The organism is Metapseudomonas resinovorans, from assembly GCF_002003485.1.
Taxonomy (GTDB): domain Bacteria; phylum Pseudomonadota; class Gammaproteobacteria; order Pseudomonadales; family Pseudomonadaceae; genus Metapseudomonas; species Metapseudomonas resinovorans_D.
The window spans coordinates 24,644-40,166 of the sequence record NZ_BDMA01000095.1 but is presented as its reverse complement, the minus strand read 5'-3'; the positions used below and the strand labels follow the sequence as shown (position 1 = coordinate 40,166).

Here is a 15,523-nt window from a genome sequence, read left to right as displayed (position 1 = left end):
ACAAGGATGCAGCCATGATCCGCTTCGCCACCCTCTGCGCCGGCCTAGCCCTTTCCGCCAGTGCCTTCGCCCTGTCCATTGCCGATCTCAGCCAGTCGGATGCCAGCGGCGGCCTGAAGGACGCCTTGACCCAGGGTGCCAAGGTCGCCGTTCAGCAATTGGGCAAGCCGGGCGGTTTCGCCGATAACCCGGACGTCCGCATCGAGTTGCCGGGCAACCTCGGCAAGGCCGCCAAGACCATGAAGATGATGGGCATGGGCGCCCAGGTGGAACAGCTCGAAGACACCATGAACAAGGCCGCCGAGGCTGCGGTGCCGCAGGCCCAGGCATTGCTGGTGGACGCAGTGAAGAAGATGACCGTGCAGGACGCCAAGGGCATCCTCAGCGGCTCGGACGATGCCGCCACCCAGTACCTGAACAAGTCCAGCCGCGAGCAGTTGCGCGCCAAGTTCCTGCCCATCGTCAAGCAGGCCACCGACAAGGTTGGGCTGGCCCAGCAATACAACAGCTTCGCCGGTCAAGCCGCGAGCTTCGGCGTGGTGAATGCCAAGAGCGCGAATATCGAGAGCTACGTGACCGAAGAGGCCCTGGACGGCCTGTTCAAGATGATCGCTGAGCAGGAAGCCAGCATCCGCCAGAACCCGGCCGGTGCAGCCACCAGCCTGGCGAAAAAGGTGTTCGGGGCGCTCTGAGCGTCGCACCGCTGCGAAAAAGCCCGGCTTGATGCCGGGCTTTTTTGTGGGTATCCGGTTGGTTCCAGTGAGTTGGCAATCCGGGAGATAGATGTCCAGCTCATTTGCCGAATGGGTGTCAGGTTTCCGTTTCGCCTCCCGGCGAGTCTCTTTTTTCAATCGTCGGAATGCCGCCCACAAAAAAGAAACCAAAAACGCTTGCCCCTGCATCCGGGTCCGGCCCGTGTGGGCTTCAGGATGACTTGTGCCTCACCGGCGCGAGTCACCCCTCGCCCTCTGGGGTGAAGAGGCACGTTTTTGGAAGCACCGCTTCCAGTGCCGATGAACGCCAGATCGCGAAGCGAGCAGGCCGGGGCGCAGGGCGGGGGCCGGGGGTGAGGGGTGGTTCCGGCCGCACGAAACATTCGAGTTTCACACGCGCTCACCTCTCGAGAATTTCCACCCGTTCCTCCCCCAACGCCTCATCCAGCCCCTGATGAAACCACCTCAGCGCCTGCTCGAAGCGCCCGTGCCAAAGCCGGTCACTGGCGCCGGCCTGGATTCCCGACTGCACCCGCGCGGCCATGGTGAAATCTTCTTCCAGCGCTGAATAGAGAATGGCGTTGTTCCTCTCGAAGTAGCGTTGCGCCTTCTCCGTTGCAGGTGCCTCCGGCAGCAAGGTATGCCCCAGTACACGGGTCGCCAACGGGCCATCAGGGAAGACTGTGGAAAAGTCGATGTGGTCAGGCTCCACCAGCACCAGCGTGTTGGGCCAGAGGAAATACAGCAGGTTGCCGTGCTGTCGCAGGTTCCAGTCCTGCTCGGGCTGGTCGAGGATCTCTCGCAGGTTGCGCTTCACGTAGTAGTTGCGGATATGCCGACCGAAACGCTCGAACAGCCCCAGGTTGGGCCAGAACAGATGGTCGATGGTGGCCTGGTGTGCCTTGGTGACGTGGTAGTTCTCCAGGAAGGTGTCGATGGTCAGTTTCCAGTTCACCGGTCGGCGGATGTCCTGGGGATCGAAGATCACATGATCGTCCAGGGCGAAACTGTCGAAATCAGCCAGTATCTGCTCGCCGAAGAAGGCGTCCATGTCCAGTGCCGGCCCCGGTGAATGCCGAGCCCATATAGCGCCAAAACGCTCAGCCACCGGCACTTCGGTGAGATTCAGGCAGGAGCGGTCGATTCCCTCGAAGCCGTAGCCGTGGGGAATGCCGCGCAACTGGCCGTCGGGGTTGTAGGACCAGGCGTGATAGGGGCAGACGAAGACTCGGTTGCGCCCGGACGCGTCGCCTACCAGTTGGGTGCCCCGGTGTTTGCAGACGTTGAGGAAGGCACGCAGCCGTCCCTGCTCGTCGCGGGTCAGCAGGAGAGGCGCCAGCAGATCACGGGTAATGAAGTGGCCGGCGGGAATCTCGCCGGAGCGGGCAACCAGCAGGGGCTCGCGACGCAGAATCTCGTCACGTTCGCGGCGGTAGCGTCGCTCGTCCAGGTACAGGTCCACGGGGAGCGATGATGGCGTCTCGACGCATTCGGACACGCCCCGTTCCACCAGGGCCAGGGTCCGTTTGAGCAAGTCCACCTGGGTCGCGTGCTGCATGGGCACCTCGTCTTGTTGTCATGGGCGGAGACAAGCTCGGCCAGTCTCTGCCCACCGGCGATCGACGCCAAGAGCCTGGGAAGAAGTGGCCTGATGATTGGCAGGATCGCCGGGAGAGGCCCATGAAAAAGGCCCCCGAAGGGGCCTTTGTCGTCAGAGGCTGGGCTGGGTGCCCGGCACCGGTACCGCCCGTGCCTGCTCCGCCTCGGCCGGCTTGACGCGGAACCAGGCCGCATAGAGCGCCGGCAGGAATAGCAGGGTCAGGGCCGTGGCGACGATCAGTCCGCCCATGATGGCAACGGCCATCGGGCCGAAGAACACGCTGCGCGACAGCGGGATCATCGCCAGCACCGCGGCCAGGGCGGTGAGCACGATGGGACGGAAGCGTCGCACCGTGGCTTCGATGATTGCGTGCCAGCGATCCAGACCCTGGGCGATGTCCTGCTCGATCTGGTCCACGAGGATCACCGAGTTGCGCATGATCATCCCCGCCAGGGCGATGGTGCCGAGCATGGCGACGAAGCCGAAGGGCTGGCGGAACACCAGCAGGAACAGGGTCACGCCGATCAGCCCCAGAGGCGCGGTGAGGAACACCATCGCCGAGCGCGAGAAGCTCTTCAGCTGCAGCATCAGCAGGGTCAGCACGACCACGATGAACAGCGGCATGCCGGCGTTCACTGACTTCTGCCCGCGCGCGGAGTCTTCCACCGTCCCGCCCACTTCCAGCAGGTAGCCGTCCGGCAACTCAGCGCGGATCGGGTCCAGCGTCGGCGAGATGTCCTTCACCAGGCCAGCCGGCAGCGACTTGTCGTAGATATCGGCACGCACGGTGACCGTCGGCAGACGATTGCGGTGCCAGATGATGCCTTCCTCGAAGCCGTATTCCAGGGTGGCGATCTGCGACAGCGGCACGCTGCGGCCGTTGTCGGTGGGTATCGCCAGGCTCGGCAGCAGGGCCAGTTCCTGGCGCTCGCGCACCGTGCCACGCAGGAGAATCTCGATCAGCTCGTTGTCCTCGCGGTACTGGCTCACCGGCGCGCCGGTCAGCGAGCTCTGCAGGAAGCGCGAGAGATCGGCGGTACTCACACCCATGGCACGCGCGCGGTCCTGGTCGATATTCAGGCGCACCACCTTGCTTGGCTCTTCCCAGTCCAGATGCACATTCACCACATGGGGGTTCTCGCGCACCTTGTCGGCCACCTTGCGAGCCAGGGCGCGGACTTCATCGATGTGCTCACCGGAAACGCGGAACTGCACCGGGTAACCCACTGGCGGGCCGTTCTCCAGGCGCGAGATACGGCTGCGCAGCGTGGGGAAGTCGTCGTTCAGTACCTGGATCAGCCAGCTGCGGATTTCTTCGCGCGACTCGATGGATTTGGCCAGCACCACGAACTGGGCGAAGCTCGCCGCCGGCAACTGCTGGTCCAGCGGAAGATAGAAGCGAGGCGAACCGGTGCCGACATAGGCCACGTAGTTATCCACACCCGGATGCTCACGCAGGAGCTGCTCCAGGCGCTTAACCTCGACCTCGGTATTGGCCAGGGAAGAACCCTCGCCCAGCTTGAGGTCGACCATCAGCTCCAGACGTCCGGAAGACGGGAAGAACTGTTGGGGCACGAAACGGAACAGGGCAATGGAGGCAACGAAAGCCGCCAGGGTCAGCAGGATCACCGTCTTGCGCCGCCGCACGCACCACTCCACCACGCGACGGACGCGCTGGTAGAACGGCGTGCCATACGGATCATGGCCCTTGTCGCTGCCGCCATGTTTCTTCGCGTGCAGCTTGGCAAGGTCTGGCAGCAGGCGGTCGCCCAGGTAGGGGACGAACACCACCGCGGCGATCCAGGACACCACGAGGGCGATGGTCACCACCTGGAAGATCGAGCGGGTGTATTCGCCGGTGCCGGATTGCGCCGTGGCGATGGGGAGGAAGCCGGCGGCGGTGATCAGCGTGCCGGTGAGCATGGGGAATGCGGTACTGCTCCAGGCAAAGCTCGCCGCCTTCAGGCGGTCGTAGCCCTGCTCCATCTTGATGGCCATCATCTCCACCGCAATGATCGCGTCGTCCACCAATAGGCCAAGCGCGAGCACCAGGGCGCCCAGGGAAATCTTGTGCAGGCCGATGCCGAGGTAATACATCGTGGCGAAGGTCATCGCCAGCACCAGCGGAATGGACAGCGCCACCACCAGGCCCGTACGCAGGCCGAGGGAGAAGAAGCTCACCAGCAGCACGATGATCAGCGCCTCGGTGAGCACGCGAACGAACTCGCCCACCCCGGTCTTCACCGCTGCCGGCTGGTCCGACACCTTGCGCAGCTGCATACCGGCCGGCAGGTCCTGTTGCAAGCGGGCGAACTCGCTTTCCAGCGCCTCGCCGAGCACCAGGATGTCGCCGCCGCCCTTCATGGACACCGCGAGACCGATGGCGTCCTCGCCCATGAAGCGCATGCGCGGCGCGGGCGGGTCATTGAAGCCACGGCGGACGTCGGCGACATCGCCGATACGGAAGGTGCGGTCACCCACGCGGATGGGGAAGTCGCGGATTTCCTTCACGGAATCGAAGCGGCCGGAAACCCTCAGTTGCACACGGTCGCTGGGGGTTTCGAAGAAGCCAGCGGCGGCCACCGCGTTCTGCTCTTCCAGGGCTTGCTGGACCGCGGCGAGCGGCAGGCCCAGGGTCGCCAGCTTGACGTTGGACAGTTCGATCCAGATCTTCTCGTCCTGCAGGCCGAGCAGCTCCACCTTGCCCACGTCCTTGACCCGCTGCAGTTGCAGCTGGATGCGGTCGGCATAGTCCTTGAGCACGGCGTAGTCGAAACCTTCACCGGTCAGCGCATAGATATTGCCGAAGGTGGTACCGAATTCGTCGTTGAAGAACGGCCCCTGGATGCCCGGCGGCAAGGTGTGGCGAATGTCGCTGATCTTCTTGCGGACCTGGTACCAGAGCTCGGGAATCTCGTTAGAGTGCATGGAGTCCCGCGCGATGAAGGTCACCTGCGACTCGCCGGGCCGGGAGAAGGAGATGATCTTGTCGTACTCGCCGGTCTCCATCAGCTTCTTCTCGATGCGTTCGGTGACCTGGCGGGAAACTTCCTCGGCGCTGGCGCCCGGCCAGTTGGTGCGGATCACCATGGCCTTGAAGGTGAAGGGCGGGTCTTCGCTCTGCCCCAGCTTGGTATAGGAAATGGCCCCGACAATGCCTAGCAGCAGCATGATGTAGAGGACGATCTGGCGATTCTGCAGCGCCCAGGCGGATAGGTTGAAGTTCACGGCGCCTTACTCCTTGGCCAGCATTTTCACCGAACGGTTCGCGCGGTCCACCGGCCGCACCTGCTGGCCTTCGCGCAGAACCTGCACGCCGGCGGCCACCACCCAGTCATCGGGTTGGAGGCCTTCAAGCACCGGCACGCGGTCCTCGCCGTAAGGACCAACGCGCACCAGGCGGCGCTTCAGCGTGGAATCCTTCGGGTCGACTACCCAGACGTAAGGCTGGCCGGCCTCGGCGGTGAGCGCCGAGAGCGGGACGGAGAGCGGTACATTGCCATTGCTGCGGATGAACACTCGGGCGCTCTGGCCCAGTTCCGCCGGTGCCTTGCCGTCGATGAAGGCGACCCGCGCGGCGAACGTGCGCGACTGCGAATCGGCGGCCGGAGCGAGCTCACGGATTCGTGCCGGGAAGCGTTGGCCAGGCAGCGACCAGAGCTCCACAGCAACGTCCTGCCCCACCTTGAAGCGATCGATGGCGTGCTCCGGCAAGCTGATCAGCACTTCGCGCTCACCGTCGACAGCGAGGGTGAATACCGTCTGTCCGGCGGCCACCACCTGCCCGACTTCGGCCCGGCGAGTGGCGATGACGCCGTCCTGGGACGCACGCAGCACGGTGTAGGCAGCCTGGTTGCTGGCGACGTTGTGTTCGGCCTTGATTTGCTTCACCCGTGCCTCGCCGGCGCGGTACTGGTTCTCGACGTTGTCGTACTGGGAACGGCTGATCATCTGACGGTCCAGCAGGGTGCGATAGCGATCACGTTCGGCCCGCACCAGCTTGAGGTTCGCGTCGGCCGCAGCCACCTGGGCCCGGCTGGCTTCCAGTTGCAGGCGCACATCCTCCGGGTCCAGTTCCGCCAGGGCCTGATCCTTCTTCACCCGCTGCCCCACTTCCACCAGGCGCTTGGCGACCTTGCCGCCGATGCGGAAAGCCAGGTCCGGCTCGTAGCGCGAACGCACCTCGCCCGGGAAGGTATCCACCGCATCCGCAGCGGGCTCGGGCTGAACCACCATGGCCGGACGCACCACCTGTTGCACAGGCTCCCCATTACCGCAGGCCGTGATCAGAAGGGAGAGGGAAAGGGGCAAAGCGAGGGGCAAAGCATGGCGAAACATGATGAATGACCTTTCGCGAAGAGCAGCTGGAATATTTATACTGCTGGGTATAGTAAAAATAGCAAACTCACCAGTCCAGTATTTAGAAAGAAATGTCAGACAATTCATTTCCGACCAGCGGCCCAGGCCGCCCGAAAGATCCAGCGAAGAGAAAGGCAATTCTCGAAGCTGCGAAGAATCTTTTCCTACAAAAGGGCTACGACGGCAGCAGCATGGACGCCATCGCCGCCGAGGCCGGCGTGTCCAAGCTGACGGTCTACAGCCACTTCACCGACAAGGAGACGCTGTTCTCTGCGGCGGTGAAGGCCAAGTGCGAGGAGCAGCTGCCGGAACTGCTGTTCGAACTGCCGGCAGACGCCAGCATCCAGCACGTGCTGCTGAACATCGGCCGCAGCTTCCATCGGCTGATCAACAGCCGGGAATCCCTGGAGCTGCACCGGGTGATGGTGGCCATGGCCAACCAGGATCAGAAGCTGTCTCGAATGTTCTACGAGGCGGGGCCGCTGCAGATCCTGCAGGAAATGACCGGCCTGCTGGACCACGCCAACCAGGCGGGCAAGCTACGCATCGACCACCCACAGAACGCGGCCGAGCATTTCTTCTGCCTGATCAAGGGCGGGCACAACTTCCGCATGCTGATCGGCTGCGCCGCAGCGCTGGAGGGGGACGAGGCCGAAGAGCATGTCCAGGAAGTGGTGGAGCTGTTCATCAGGGCCTATGCACCCTGAGCGCCGGGCTGACGGGGTTCCGCAGGCTGGGCTGAGTCATGCAGCCCGTCCTGGGGGCTGTCAGCTACCCAGCTTCTTCTTCGGGTAGATGTCGTAGCGGCTGGACTTGCCTTCCAGCGCATAGCCCGGCTTGGCGCCGTCGATGATCGGCGCCTTGCGCGGGCGCTTCACCACCACCCGGTGGCTGGCCAGGGCCAGGGCAGCCTCCAGCAGAGCCGGCGCATCCTGGTCATCCCCGACCAGAGGACGGAACAGGCGCATTTCCTTCTTCACCAGGGCGCTCTTGTCGCGGTGCGGGAACATCGGGTCGAGGTAGATCACCTGAGGCGCTTCGCCTTGCCAGGTGCGCATCAGTTCGATGGCATTGCCATGCAGCAAGCGCATGCGCGCGGCAATTGCCGCCGTTTCCAGGTCCTTTCCCGCGCGGACCAGGCCATCTTCCAGCAGGGCAGCGATCAGCGGCTGGCGCTCGATCAGCGTCATGTCGCAACCCAGCGTCGCCAGGACGAAAGCATCACGACCGAGCCCCGCCGTGGCATCCAGTACCGTTGGGCGCACGCCCGGCTGCACGCCGACGGCCTTGGCAATCATCTGCCCACTGCCGCCCCCGAACTTGCGCCGGTGGGCGGAAGCGCCCTCGACGAAATCCACCCGCACCGGCCCGGGCGAGTCCGGCCCCAGTTGCAGCAATTGCAGGCCCTCGCCGCCCAGCTGCAGGGCGAAATCCGCCTCGCCATCACGCGCCAGGCCCAGGCGCGCCGCCCAGGCATCCAGCGCTTCGGCAAAAGCCGACTCCAGGGCCTCAGCCCTCACCCTGACAGAATCTTCACTCATGGACGCCATCGCCTGACCGGTAAAAACCCGCGCATTCTGCCAGACCAGGGACGGAGATTCGCGCCCGTCTCAGCGGCACATGTGGAATCGCCCCATATCCAGGTGGAAGTGGTCGTGATGGGCGGCGTTGTAATCCGGGCCGAGGGTCACACTGAAATGTGCACAGGCGGCTTTCCGCACCTCGCGTAGGAACCGGGCATTGTCGCCCTCCCCGGCCCAATCCCTGGCCACCGAAATACGACGACCGTCGGCCAGCCGGAATCCGGCGATATCCAGCGCATTGGCCGATGCATGCTGACTGCGGCGCTGGCTGCCGCCGATATTGCGACAGGCGAAGCTGCCGAGGTGATCGATACGTACCACGCGCTGGCGAAACACTTCCTGCGCGGCGGGTTGCAGGCCGTGGCGCTCGAACAGGGCGACGGCCACGGCAAGCTCGCAGGTGGCGATGAAGCTGCTGTTGAAGGCCAGGTCGGATGCACTGATGCGGACGCTGTTGGATAGGGGACAGCCGGCCACCGGGGCGCTATCGAGCAATGCCGCGTAGCGCAGAGGAGAACTGGTCAGGGCCAGTCGGCAAAGCTCGCGGTCGCCCTGCAGGCGTGAGAGCTTGAAACGAGTCACCAGATTGGGCGCTTCCCGCACATCCAGCGGCGCCCAGGGATTCCAGCGTGGCGGCAGCTCCAGGCGCCAGCCCCGTTCCAACGTCGGCGCAAGCAGGAGGGCCAACGCCGCGAGACCGGTCAGGATTCGACGCAAGACAGGCTCATGGCCTGAACAGCTCGTTCAGGCGGTCGAAGGGCATCGCGCGGGACATCGGCTCGAGATCGCCCCGGCGCAATGCCTCGGCTGACTGGAAGAACGCTCCCAGGGCCACGCGCGCCAGAGTCGAACCGACGCTGACGCGCCTGACCCCGAGTTCGGCCAGCTCATCCAGGCCCAGCTTCAGACTGGCCGATCCCACCAGCACATTCACCGGACGCGGCGCCACGGCGTGCACGACCTCATGGATTTGTTCACGCGTGGTCAGGCCCGGCGCATACAACACATCGGCGCCAGCTTCCGCATAGGCGACCAGTCGGCGCAGGGTGTCGTCCAGATCGGGGCGACCGTGAAGATAATTCTCCGCCCGCGCAGCCAGGGTGAACGGAAAGCCAAGGCCGCGCGCCGCCGCCACCGCCGCACGAATGCGTTCGACGGCGAGTTCCATGGGGTAGATGGGCTGGTCGGGACGTCCACTGGCGTCCTCGATGGAGCCGCCTACCAGGCCGACAGCGGCGGCAGCACGAATGGTCGCCGCGCAATCCTCGGGATGATCGCCGTAACCGTTCTCCAGGTCCGCCGCCACCGGCAACGGCGTGGCGTCCACGATTTCCCGGGCATTGACCAGGGCCTCGTCGCGGCTGACATTGCCTTCGGCATCCCGTCGTCCCAATGCGAACGCCAGGCCGGCACTGGTGGTCGCCAGGGCATGGAAACCGAGATGGGCAAGCATCTTCGCCGAGCCGGCGTCCCAGGGGTTGGGCAGGACGAGAACGCCGGGGCCGTGATGCAAGCTGGCGAAGGCTTCACCGCGTTGTGCTTGGGTAGTCATGGCAGGCTCCGCATTCCGGGGGAAGAGTTCGATAGCCTAGCCCAAGGTGATGCGGGACAGTTCGTGTGGCGGCGAACTGTCGATGCGGATTGCAAGGCGGCGATGGTGCCACGGGGCCGCTGTCAGAGCAGGCCAAGTTGTTGCGCTGGCGGCTCCGGAAGCACGAGCTCCGGCAGCCCTGGCAAGCGCTCGCGCAGGCAGGCATGGAAGCGCAGGGCCTGGGCAGCAGCCAGGTGGTTATCCGGGGTATGCAGGAAGACGTTCGGCGTGAGGCCCTGCTCGATCCAGCCGGCAATCTTGTCCACCCAGGGCGCGAGGAATGGCTGGTTGGCATCCAGGTCCGGCCCGCCGATGAAGCGCACCTGCGGACTGGCGCTGAACGCCGTGGGGCGCACCGGCACGCGGGGTTTCTTCGATTGGGCATGCAGTACCGCCGGGTCCTGGGAGCGAACGCGGAACAAGGCCCGCGAATCCAGGCAGATTCGCTCGACGCCACGCTCATGCAACAGGCGGTTGAGCAGCCGCTCGTCGTCGCCCTTGTCGAAGAAGGCGGGACTGCGCACTTCCACGGCGATGGGTTGATGCTGGAACTCATCCAGCCAACAGGCCAGCTCGCCCAGCCGGTTCGGCCCGAAGGCAGCCGGCAATTGCAGCCAGAGCGGCGCCAGGCGCTGGCCAAGGGGCGCCAGGAGCTTGAGGAAGTCGGATGTAGCGGCGAACTGGTCGCGCAGATCGCCTTCGTGGCTGATGTCGCGGGGCACCTTTGCACAGAAGCGGAATTGCTCCGGCATCGTGTTCGCCCAACGCTGCAGGGTATCGGCGGAGGGACGGGCGTAGAACGTGGTGTTGCCTTCCACCGCGTTGAATACCTGGACGTAGTGGCCAAGGGTATCGGCGGGTCGCAGGTCAGCGGGGTAGAAGCTGCCGCGCCAGGCCGGCTCGTTCCAGGACGGGCAGCCCAGATGGTAGGGCAGCATCAGGCGTAGAGATCGAGGCCGAGAACTTCGGGGGCGTCGTATTCGGCGGTCATGCTGGCGGTGCTGCTGTAGCTGGCGATTGCCTGGGCGGCACGGTTGCTGAGGTTGCGCTGCTGCTGGATCAGGTCCTGCGGGCGCACCGGCAGGCTGTCTGTGGAGCCATTGCTGGCCTGCACGCGGCGGAGTTGCGGAGCCTGTTCGTAACCCTGAGTCGAAGACGGGGTACCCGGCTGCTCACGGCGAGCTTCTTCTTCACGCTGGACCTCGCGGAAAGGCGTAACCGCGCTGCCCTGACGGGGGCTGCGTTCCAGTGGGAAGGAGGAGGTAAAGCCGTCGATGCGCATCGATTACTGCTCGGCAGTGCTGGCGTTTCGAAATTATAGCTGGTGGACTCTAGCCGTCCGGCCACGGCTTGGCAATCCGCGGCACGGGGCTCAATGGCGCAATCCTACTGCGGCGCCTTGGGCGTGGCGACGTTGTCGCGCAGGTAGACCGGTTGCGCCTGGTCGGCGGGCAGGCCTTCGCCCCGCGCCCAAGCGAAACGGGCCAAGGTCAGCAGGTCTTCTGCATGGGGCAAAAGGTTTGGCGACTGGCCACTGACCGCCACCGGAATCCGTGCGGCGAAGGTGCCCCAACCGGTGCCGGCCCCGTACCAGTCACCGCTCGCATCGCGCGGTAGCAGTGCCTGCTCGGGCGGCAATACCGCTTCCACACCGGCCAGGCGCATTTCGCCGGCGTCCAGGCGGTAGCAGCCCCAATAGACCTCATCCATGCGCGCATCGATGGCGGCAGCCACCTGGTCGACACCCTGCTCCCGGTGGGCGCGCTGGGCCAGAACGGCCAGATCGGACACCGGCAGCACCGGACGATCCAGGGCGAAGGCCAGACCCTGAACAACGCCAATGGCGATACGTACGCCGGTGAAAGCCCCGGGACCACGGCCGAAGGCGATGGCATCCAGCGCCGACAGCGGCACGCCGGCCTCGCCCAGCAGGGTCTGGATCATCGGCAGCAGGCGCTGGGCGTGCAGGCGCGGGATCACCTCGTAGTGGCTGAGCACCTTGCCGTCGTGCAGCAGGGCGACGGAGCAAGCTTCGGTGGCGGTATCCAGGGCCAGCAGAGTGGTCATCGATCAGTCCAGACGCAGAAAAAGGCGCGCATTATAAACGCCAACGGCCCGCAAGCGGGCCGTCGGTCAGATACGGGCTGCGTCTCAGCTGAGAGCGGCCAGCACCTTGGAGGTGATCTCGTCCACCGAGCCCACGCCGGCAACGGCGCTGTACTTCGGGGTGCCTTCAGCGGCAGAGAGCTTCTGGTAGAAATCCACCAGCGGTTTGGTCTGCGAGTGGTACACGGCGAGGCGCTTGCGCACGGTCTCTTCCTTGTCGTCTTCGCGCTGGATCAGGTCTTCGCCGGTTTCGTCATCCTTGCCGGCAACCTTCGGCGGGTTGTGCTCGGTGTGGTAGACGCGGCCGGAAGCCAGGTGCACACGGCGGCCAGCGATACGACCGACGATTTCTTCGTCGTCCACGGCGATCTCGACCACATGGTCGATGCTCACACCAGCTTCCTTCATGGCTTCAGCCTGAGGGATGGTGCGCGGGAAACCATCGAAGAGGAAGCCGTTGGCGCAGTCGGGCTGGGCGATGCGTTCCTTGACCAGGTTGATGATCAGGTCGTCGGAAACCAGGCCACCGGCATCCATTACGCTCTTGGCCTGCAGGCCGAGCTCGGTACCGGCCTTGACGGCTGCGCGCAGCATGTCGCCGGTGGAAATTTGCGGAATGCCGAACTTCTTGGTGATGAAACCGGCTTGAGTACCTTTGCCGGCACCAGGGGCCCCCAGCAGAATCACGCGCATCGATGTGCTCCTCAAAGATTTTGTTTTCAGATCGGTCGGATTTGCCTCATGGGGCCAATCTCAGAATAGGTTTTCGGCGTCGCTGTCGGGCCAAAAGGACGTTCAAGATACACAGCGCCCCTATAGCGCACAAGACGCCGGAAGGAGGGGCGAAAACGGCCTCAACCGGTGTTGCGGAGCCCCGCTGCGATGCCCGCAACGCTCACCAGAAGGGCCTGTTCCAGCGGCCCTTCGACGTGCTCTTCACAGCGTCTGGAACGGGCCAGGAGCTCCGTCTGAAGCAGGTGCAGGGGGTCCAGGTAGGTATTGCGCACACTGATGGCTTCGCGGGTCTCCGGGTTATGCGCCAGAAGCTCGGACTGGCCGGTCAGAGCCAGCACCGAAGTACGCGCCTGCGACAATAGGTCGCGCAACTGCGCACCCAGGGATTTCAGCTCTTCCGGCACCAGCCGCTCGTCGTAGAGCGCGGCGATATTGGCGTCGGCCTTGGCCAGGACCATTTCCAGCATGTCGATGCGCGTTGCGAAGAACGGCCAGCGCTCGCGCATCCGCTCCAGCAGCTGGGTTTCACCGCGTTGCTGGGCATTGGCCAGGGCCGCTTCCCAGCCCAGCCAGGCCGGCAGCATCAGGCGTGTCTGGGTCCAGGCGAAGATCCACGGGATCGCCCGCAGGCTTTCCACCCCGCCGGCGCGGCGCTTGGCCGGTCGGCTGCCCAGGGGCAGGCGGCCCAGTTCCTGCTCGGGCGTCGCCTGGCGGAAATACTCGACGAACTGCGGATGTTCGCGCACCACGGCGCGGTAGGCGGCCACACCGTCCGTCGCGAGGCGGTCCATCGCGGCACGCCAGGCTGGCTCCGGCTCCGGTGGTGGCAGCAGGGTCGCCTCCAGGACAGCAGCCAGGTAGGTGTTGAGATTCTGCTCGGCGATACCCGGCAAACCGAACTTGAAGCGGATCATCTCGCCCTGTTCCGTGGTGCGGAAACGCCCTGCCACGGACCCCGGCGGTTGCGACAGGATCGCCGCGTGGGCCGGACCGCCGCCGCGCCCCACGGTGCCACCGCGGCCGTGGAACAACAGCAACTCCACCTGATGCTCGCGGCACACTTCCACCAGGCGCTCCTGAGCACGGTACTGGGCCCAGGCGGCAGCGACGGTGCCGGCATCCTTGGCCGAATCGGAGTAGCCGATCATCACTTCCTGCGGGCCGTGCAACCGGGCGCGATAGCCGGGCAGTCCCAGCAGGCGGTCAATAGCGGGACCCGCGTTATCCAGATCGGCCAGGGTTTCGAAAAGTGGCACCACGCGGATAGGCCGTTGCAACCCGGCTTCCTTGAGCAGCAATTGCACCGCCAGCACATCGGAAGGAGCCCCGGCCATGGAAATCACATAAGAACCAAGGGAGGCTGCCGGCGCATGGGCCACCACGCGGCAGGTGGCGAGCACTTCGGCGGTGTCGGCGGAGGGTCGGTAGTTCGCAGGCAGCAGCGGGCGGCGGTTGTCCAGTTCCCGCTGGAGGAAGGCCAGACGGGTCTCTTCATCCCATTCGGCATAGTTGCCGAGGCCCAGGTAATCGGTGATCTCATCGAGGGCCGCGGCGTGGCGGCCGGCGTCCTGGCGGACATCCAGGCGTACCAGGAATAGGCCGAAGGTGGCCGCACGGCGCAGGCAGTCGAGCAGCGCGCCATCGGCGATCACGCCCATGCCGCACGCATGCAACGAGTGATAGCAGAGCTCCAGGGGTTCCAGCAGCTGGGTGTTCTCGCTCAGCACGTCGGCAGCCGGCGCGACGTCGCCATCCAGCGCCGCTTCCGCCCAGGCACGGGTGGCGCGCAAGCGGTCGCGAAGTTGCTTGAGCACTGCGCGATAGGGTTCGGGATGGACGCCCACCCGCACTCGCAACTCATCGCTGGCCTGCTGCATGGACAGCTCGGAGGCAAGGTGGTCGATGTCCCGCAGATATAGATCGGCCGCCATCCAGCGCGCCAACAGCAGCACCTGGCGACTGATGGCGGCGGTGACGTTGGGATTGCCGTCGCGGTCGCCCCCCATCCATGACGCGAAACGCACCGGCGCAGCGGTCAATGGCAGGTGCAGGCCGGTGGCAGTGTGCAGGGTCCGGTCGACATGGCGGAGCACATTGGGCAGGGCGTGCCAGAGGGAATGTTCGATCACCGCGAAGCCCCATTTCGCCTCATCCACCGGGCTCGGTCGGCTGCGGCGGATTTCCTCGGTGTGCCAGGCCTCGGCGATCAGGCGCAGCAGGCGCAGGCGCGTCTGTTCGCGCTCGGCATCGCTGAGATCCGCATGATCCTGGGCCGCCAGTTGCGAGGCCATGGCGTCGTATTTCTGGATCAACGTACGGCGTGCGACTTCAGTGGGGTGGGCGGTCAGCACCAGTTCGATGTCCAGCCGTCCGAGCTGCCGGGCCAGTTGCTCCGGGCCGTGACCGGCGTGGAGCAGGCGCTGCAGCAGGTCGCCGAGCACCGAGTCTTCGAAGGGTTGCGGTTCGTCCGTGCCGCGTCGGCGGATGCGGTGGTACTGCTCGGCGATGTTCGCCAGGTTGAGGAATTGGTTGAAGGCGCGAGCCACCGGCAGCAGCTCGTCGTCGCTAAGGCCGTCGAGGGTCTCGATGAGCTGGCGCTCGCCCTGGGCCGAGCCTTTGCGCGCGGCCTTGGCGCCCTTGCGAATGCGCTCGATCTTGTCGAGGAAGGCATCCCCCAGCTGGGCACGAATGGTGTCGCCGAGCAACTCGCCGAGCAGGTGGACATCCTCACGCAGGCGCGCGTCTATTTCGGCCATTGCCTTCCCCTCCTTAGCTGGATTCGACCTCCAGATTGCCGATAGCGCCATGCAGATACAAGGGTGCGACGAACGGTGTA

General features: G+C 65.1%; 13 protein-coding genes. 2 read left to right on the top strand and 11 right to left on the bottom strand.

Going from position 1 to position 15,523, the window contains the following annotated elements; genetic code table 11:
• Nucleotides 1-14: 14 nt before the first annotated feature.
• Entirely contained in the window at nt 15-692 is a 678-nt protein-coding gene (locus MnOB_RS27165; RefSeq protein WP_077527649.1) for a DUF4197 domain-containing protein, read from the top strand.
• Nucleotides 693-1,113: 421 nt separating this feature from the next.
• On the opposite strand, the gene MnOB_RS27160 is transcribed toward MnOB_RS27165, so the two are convergent.
• The 3 genes from MnOB_RS27160 to MnOB_RS27150 form a co-directional block, all read right to left on the bottom strand.
• Nucleotides 1,114-2,271 carry an aromatic ring-hydroxylating oxygenase subunit alpha gene (locus MnOB_RS27160; RefSeq protein ID WP_077527648.1) on the bottom strand — a complete coding sequence of 386 codons (1,158 nt, stop codon included), beginning with the start codon at nt 2,269-2,271 and terminating at the stop codon, nt 1,114-1,116.
• Between the two features lie 153 nt (nt 2,272-2,424).
• Nucleotides 2,425-5,541 (bottom strand): efflux RND transporter permease subunit, encoded by a 3,117-nt coding sequence (locus MnOB_RS27155; protein WP_077527647.1) that lies wholly within the window; start codon nt 5,539-5,541, stop codon nt 2,425-2,427.
• A gap of 6 nt (nt 5,542-5,547) precedes the next feature.
• Nucleotides 5,548-6,651 (bottom strand): efflux RND transporter periplasmic adaptor subunit, encoded by a 1,104-nt coding sequence (locus MnOB_RS27150; RefSeq protein WP_077527646.1) that lies wholly within the window; start codon nt 6,649-6,651, stop codon nt 5,548-5,550.
• Between the two features lie 92 nt (nt 6,652-6,743).
• Here MnOB_RS27150 and MnOB_RS27145 point away from each other — a divergent pair, with 92 nt between their 5' ends.
• The gene (locus MnOB_RS27145; protein ID WP_077527645.1) at nt 6,744-7,379 is read left to right on the top strand and encodes a TetR/AcrR family transcriptional regulator; all 636 of its coding nucleotides are present in this window, start codon (nt 6,744-6,746) and stop codon (nt 7,377-7,379) included.
• Between the two features lie 60 nt (nt 7,380-7,439).
• Here the strand turns inward: MnOB_RS27145 and MnOB_RS27140 are convergent, their stop codons facing one another.
• From MnOB_RS27140 to ppc, 8 genes are all read right to left on the bottom strand, one after another.
• The gene (locus MnOB_RS27140; RefSeq protein ID WP_077527644.1) at nt 7,440-8,213 is read right to left on the bottom strand and encodes a class I SAM-dependent methyltransferase; all 774 of its coding nucleotides are present in this window, start codon (nt 8,211-8,213) and stop codon (nt 7,440-7,442) included.
• A gap of 69 nt (nt 8,214-8,282) precedes the next feature.
• On the bottom strand, nt 8,283-8,972 hold the full coding sequence (locus MnOB_RS27135; protein WP_077527643.1) for an extensin-like domain-containing protein: 690 nt from the start codon (nt 8,970-8,972) through the stop codon (nt 8,283-8,285).
• Between the two features lie 7 nt (nt 8,973-8,979).
• Entirely contained in the window at nt 8,980-9,807 is an 828-nt protein-coding gene (locus tag MnOB_RS27130; RefSeq protein WP_077527642.1) for an isocitrate lyase/PEP mutase family protein, read from the bottom strand.
• Between the two features lie 122 nt (nt 9,808-9,929).
• Nucleotides 9,930-10,784, bottom strand: a complete 855-nt coding sequence (locus tag MnOB_RS27125) for a DUF72 domain-containing protein (protein ID WP_077527641.1) — start codon at nt 10,782-10,784, stop codon at nt 9,930-9,932.
• Complete coding sequence (locus tag MnOB_RS27120) at nt 10,784-11,128, bottom strand: hypothetical protein (protein WP_077527640.1); 345 nt, start codon at nt 11,126-11,128, stop codon at nt 10,784-10,786. Before MnOB_RS27120 ends, MnOB_RS27125 begins: the two co-directional genes overlap by 1 nt.
• A 104-nt stretch (nt 11,129-11,232) precedes the next feature.
• The gene (tsaB, locus tag MnOB_RS27115; RefSeq protein ID WP_077527639.1) at nt 11,233-11,913 is read right to left on the bottom strand and encodes a tRNA (adenosine(37)-N6)-threonylcarbamoyltransferase complex dimerization subunit type 1 TsaB; all 681 of its coding nucleotides are present in this window, start codon (nt 11,911-11,913) and stop codon (nt 11,233-11,235) included.
• Nucleotides 11,914-11,997: 84 nt separating this feature from the next.
• On the bottom strand, nt 11,998-12,645 hold the full coding sequence (adk, locus tag MnOB_RS27110; RefSeq protein WP_077527638.1) for an adenylate kinase: 648 nt from the start codon (nt 12,643-12,645) through the stop codon (nt 11,998-12,000).
• Between the two features lie 161 nt (nt 12,646-12,806).
• A complete protein-coding gene (ppc, locus tag MnOB_RS27105; RefSeq protein ID WP_077527637.1) occupies nt 12,807-15,443 on the bottom strand; it encodes a phosphoenolpyruvate carboxylase in 2,637 nt (878 codons plus the stop codon).
• Between the last annotated feature and the right edge of the window lie 80 nt (nt 15,444-15,523).

Coding starts and splice junctions, on each gene's coding strand:
- MnOB_RS27165 (WP_077527649.1), top strand. CDS start 15: ATGATCCGCTTCGCCACCCTCTGCGCCGGCCTAGCCCTTTCCGCCAGT.
- MnOB_RS27160 (WP_077527648.1), bottom strand. CDS start 2,271: ATGCAGCACGCGACCCAGGTGGACTTGCTCAAACGGACCCTGGCCCTG.
- MnOB_RS27150 (WP_077527646.1), bottom strand. CDS start 6,651: ATGTTTCGCCATGCTTTGCCCCTCGCTTTGCCCCTTTCCCTCTCCCTT.
- MnOB_RS27145 (WP_077527645.1), top strand. CDS start 6,744: ATGTCAGACAATTCATTTCCGACCAGCGGCCCAGGCCGCCCGAAAGAT.
- MnOB_RS27140 (WP_077527644.1), bottom strand. CDS start 8,213: ATGAGTGAAGATTCTGTCAGGGTGAGGGCTGAGGCCCTGGAGTCGGCT.
- MnOB_RS27130 (WP_077527642.1), bottom strand. CDS start 9,807: ATGACTACCCAAGCACAACGCGGTGAAGCCTTCGCCAGCTTGCATCAC.
- MnOB_RS27125 (WP_077527641.1), bottom strand. CDS start 10,784: ATGCTGCCCTACCATCTGGGCTGCCCGTCCTGGAACGAGCCGGCCTGG.
- MnOB_RS27120 (WP_077527640.1), bottom strand. CDS start 11,128: ATGCGCATCGACGGCTTTACCTCCTCCTTCCCACTGGAACGCAGCCCC.
- tsaB (WP_077527639.1), bottom strand. CDS start 11,913: ATGACCACTCTGCTGGCCCTGGATACCGCCACCGAAGCTTGCTCCGTC.
- adk (WP_077527638.1), bottom strand. CDS start 12,645: ATGCGCGTGATTCTGCTGGGGGCCCCTGGTGCCGGCAAAGGTACTCAA.
- ppc (WP_077527637.1), bottom strand. CDS start 15,443: ATGGCCGAAATAGACGCGCGCCTGCGTGAGGATGTCCACCTGCTCGGC.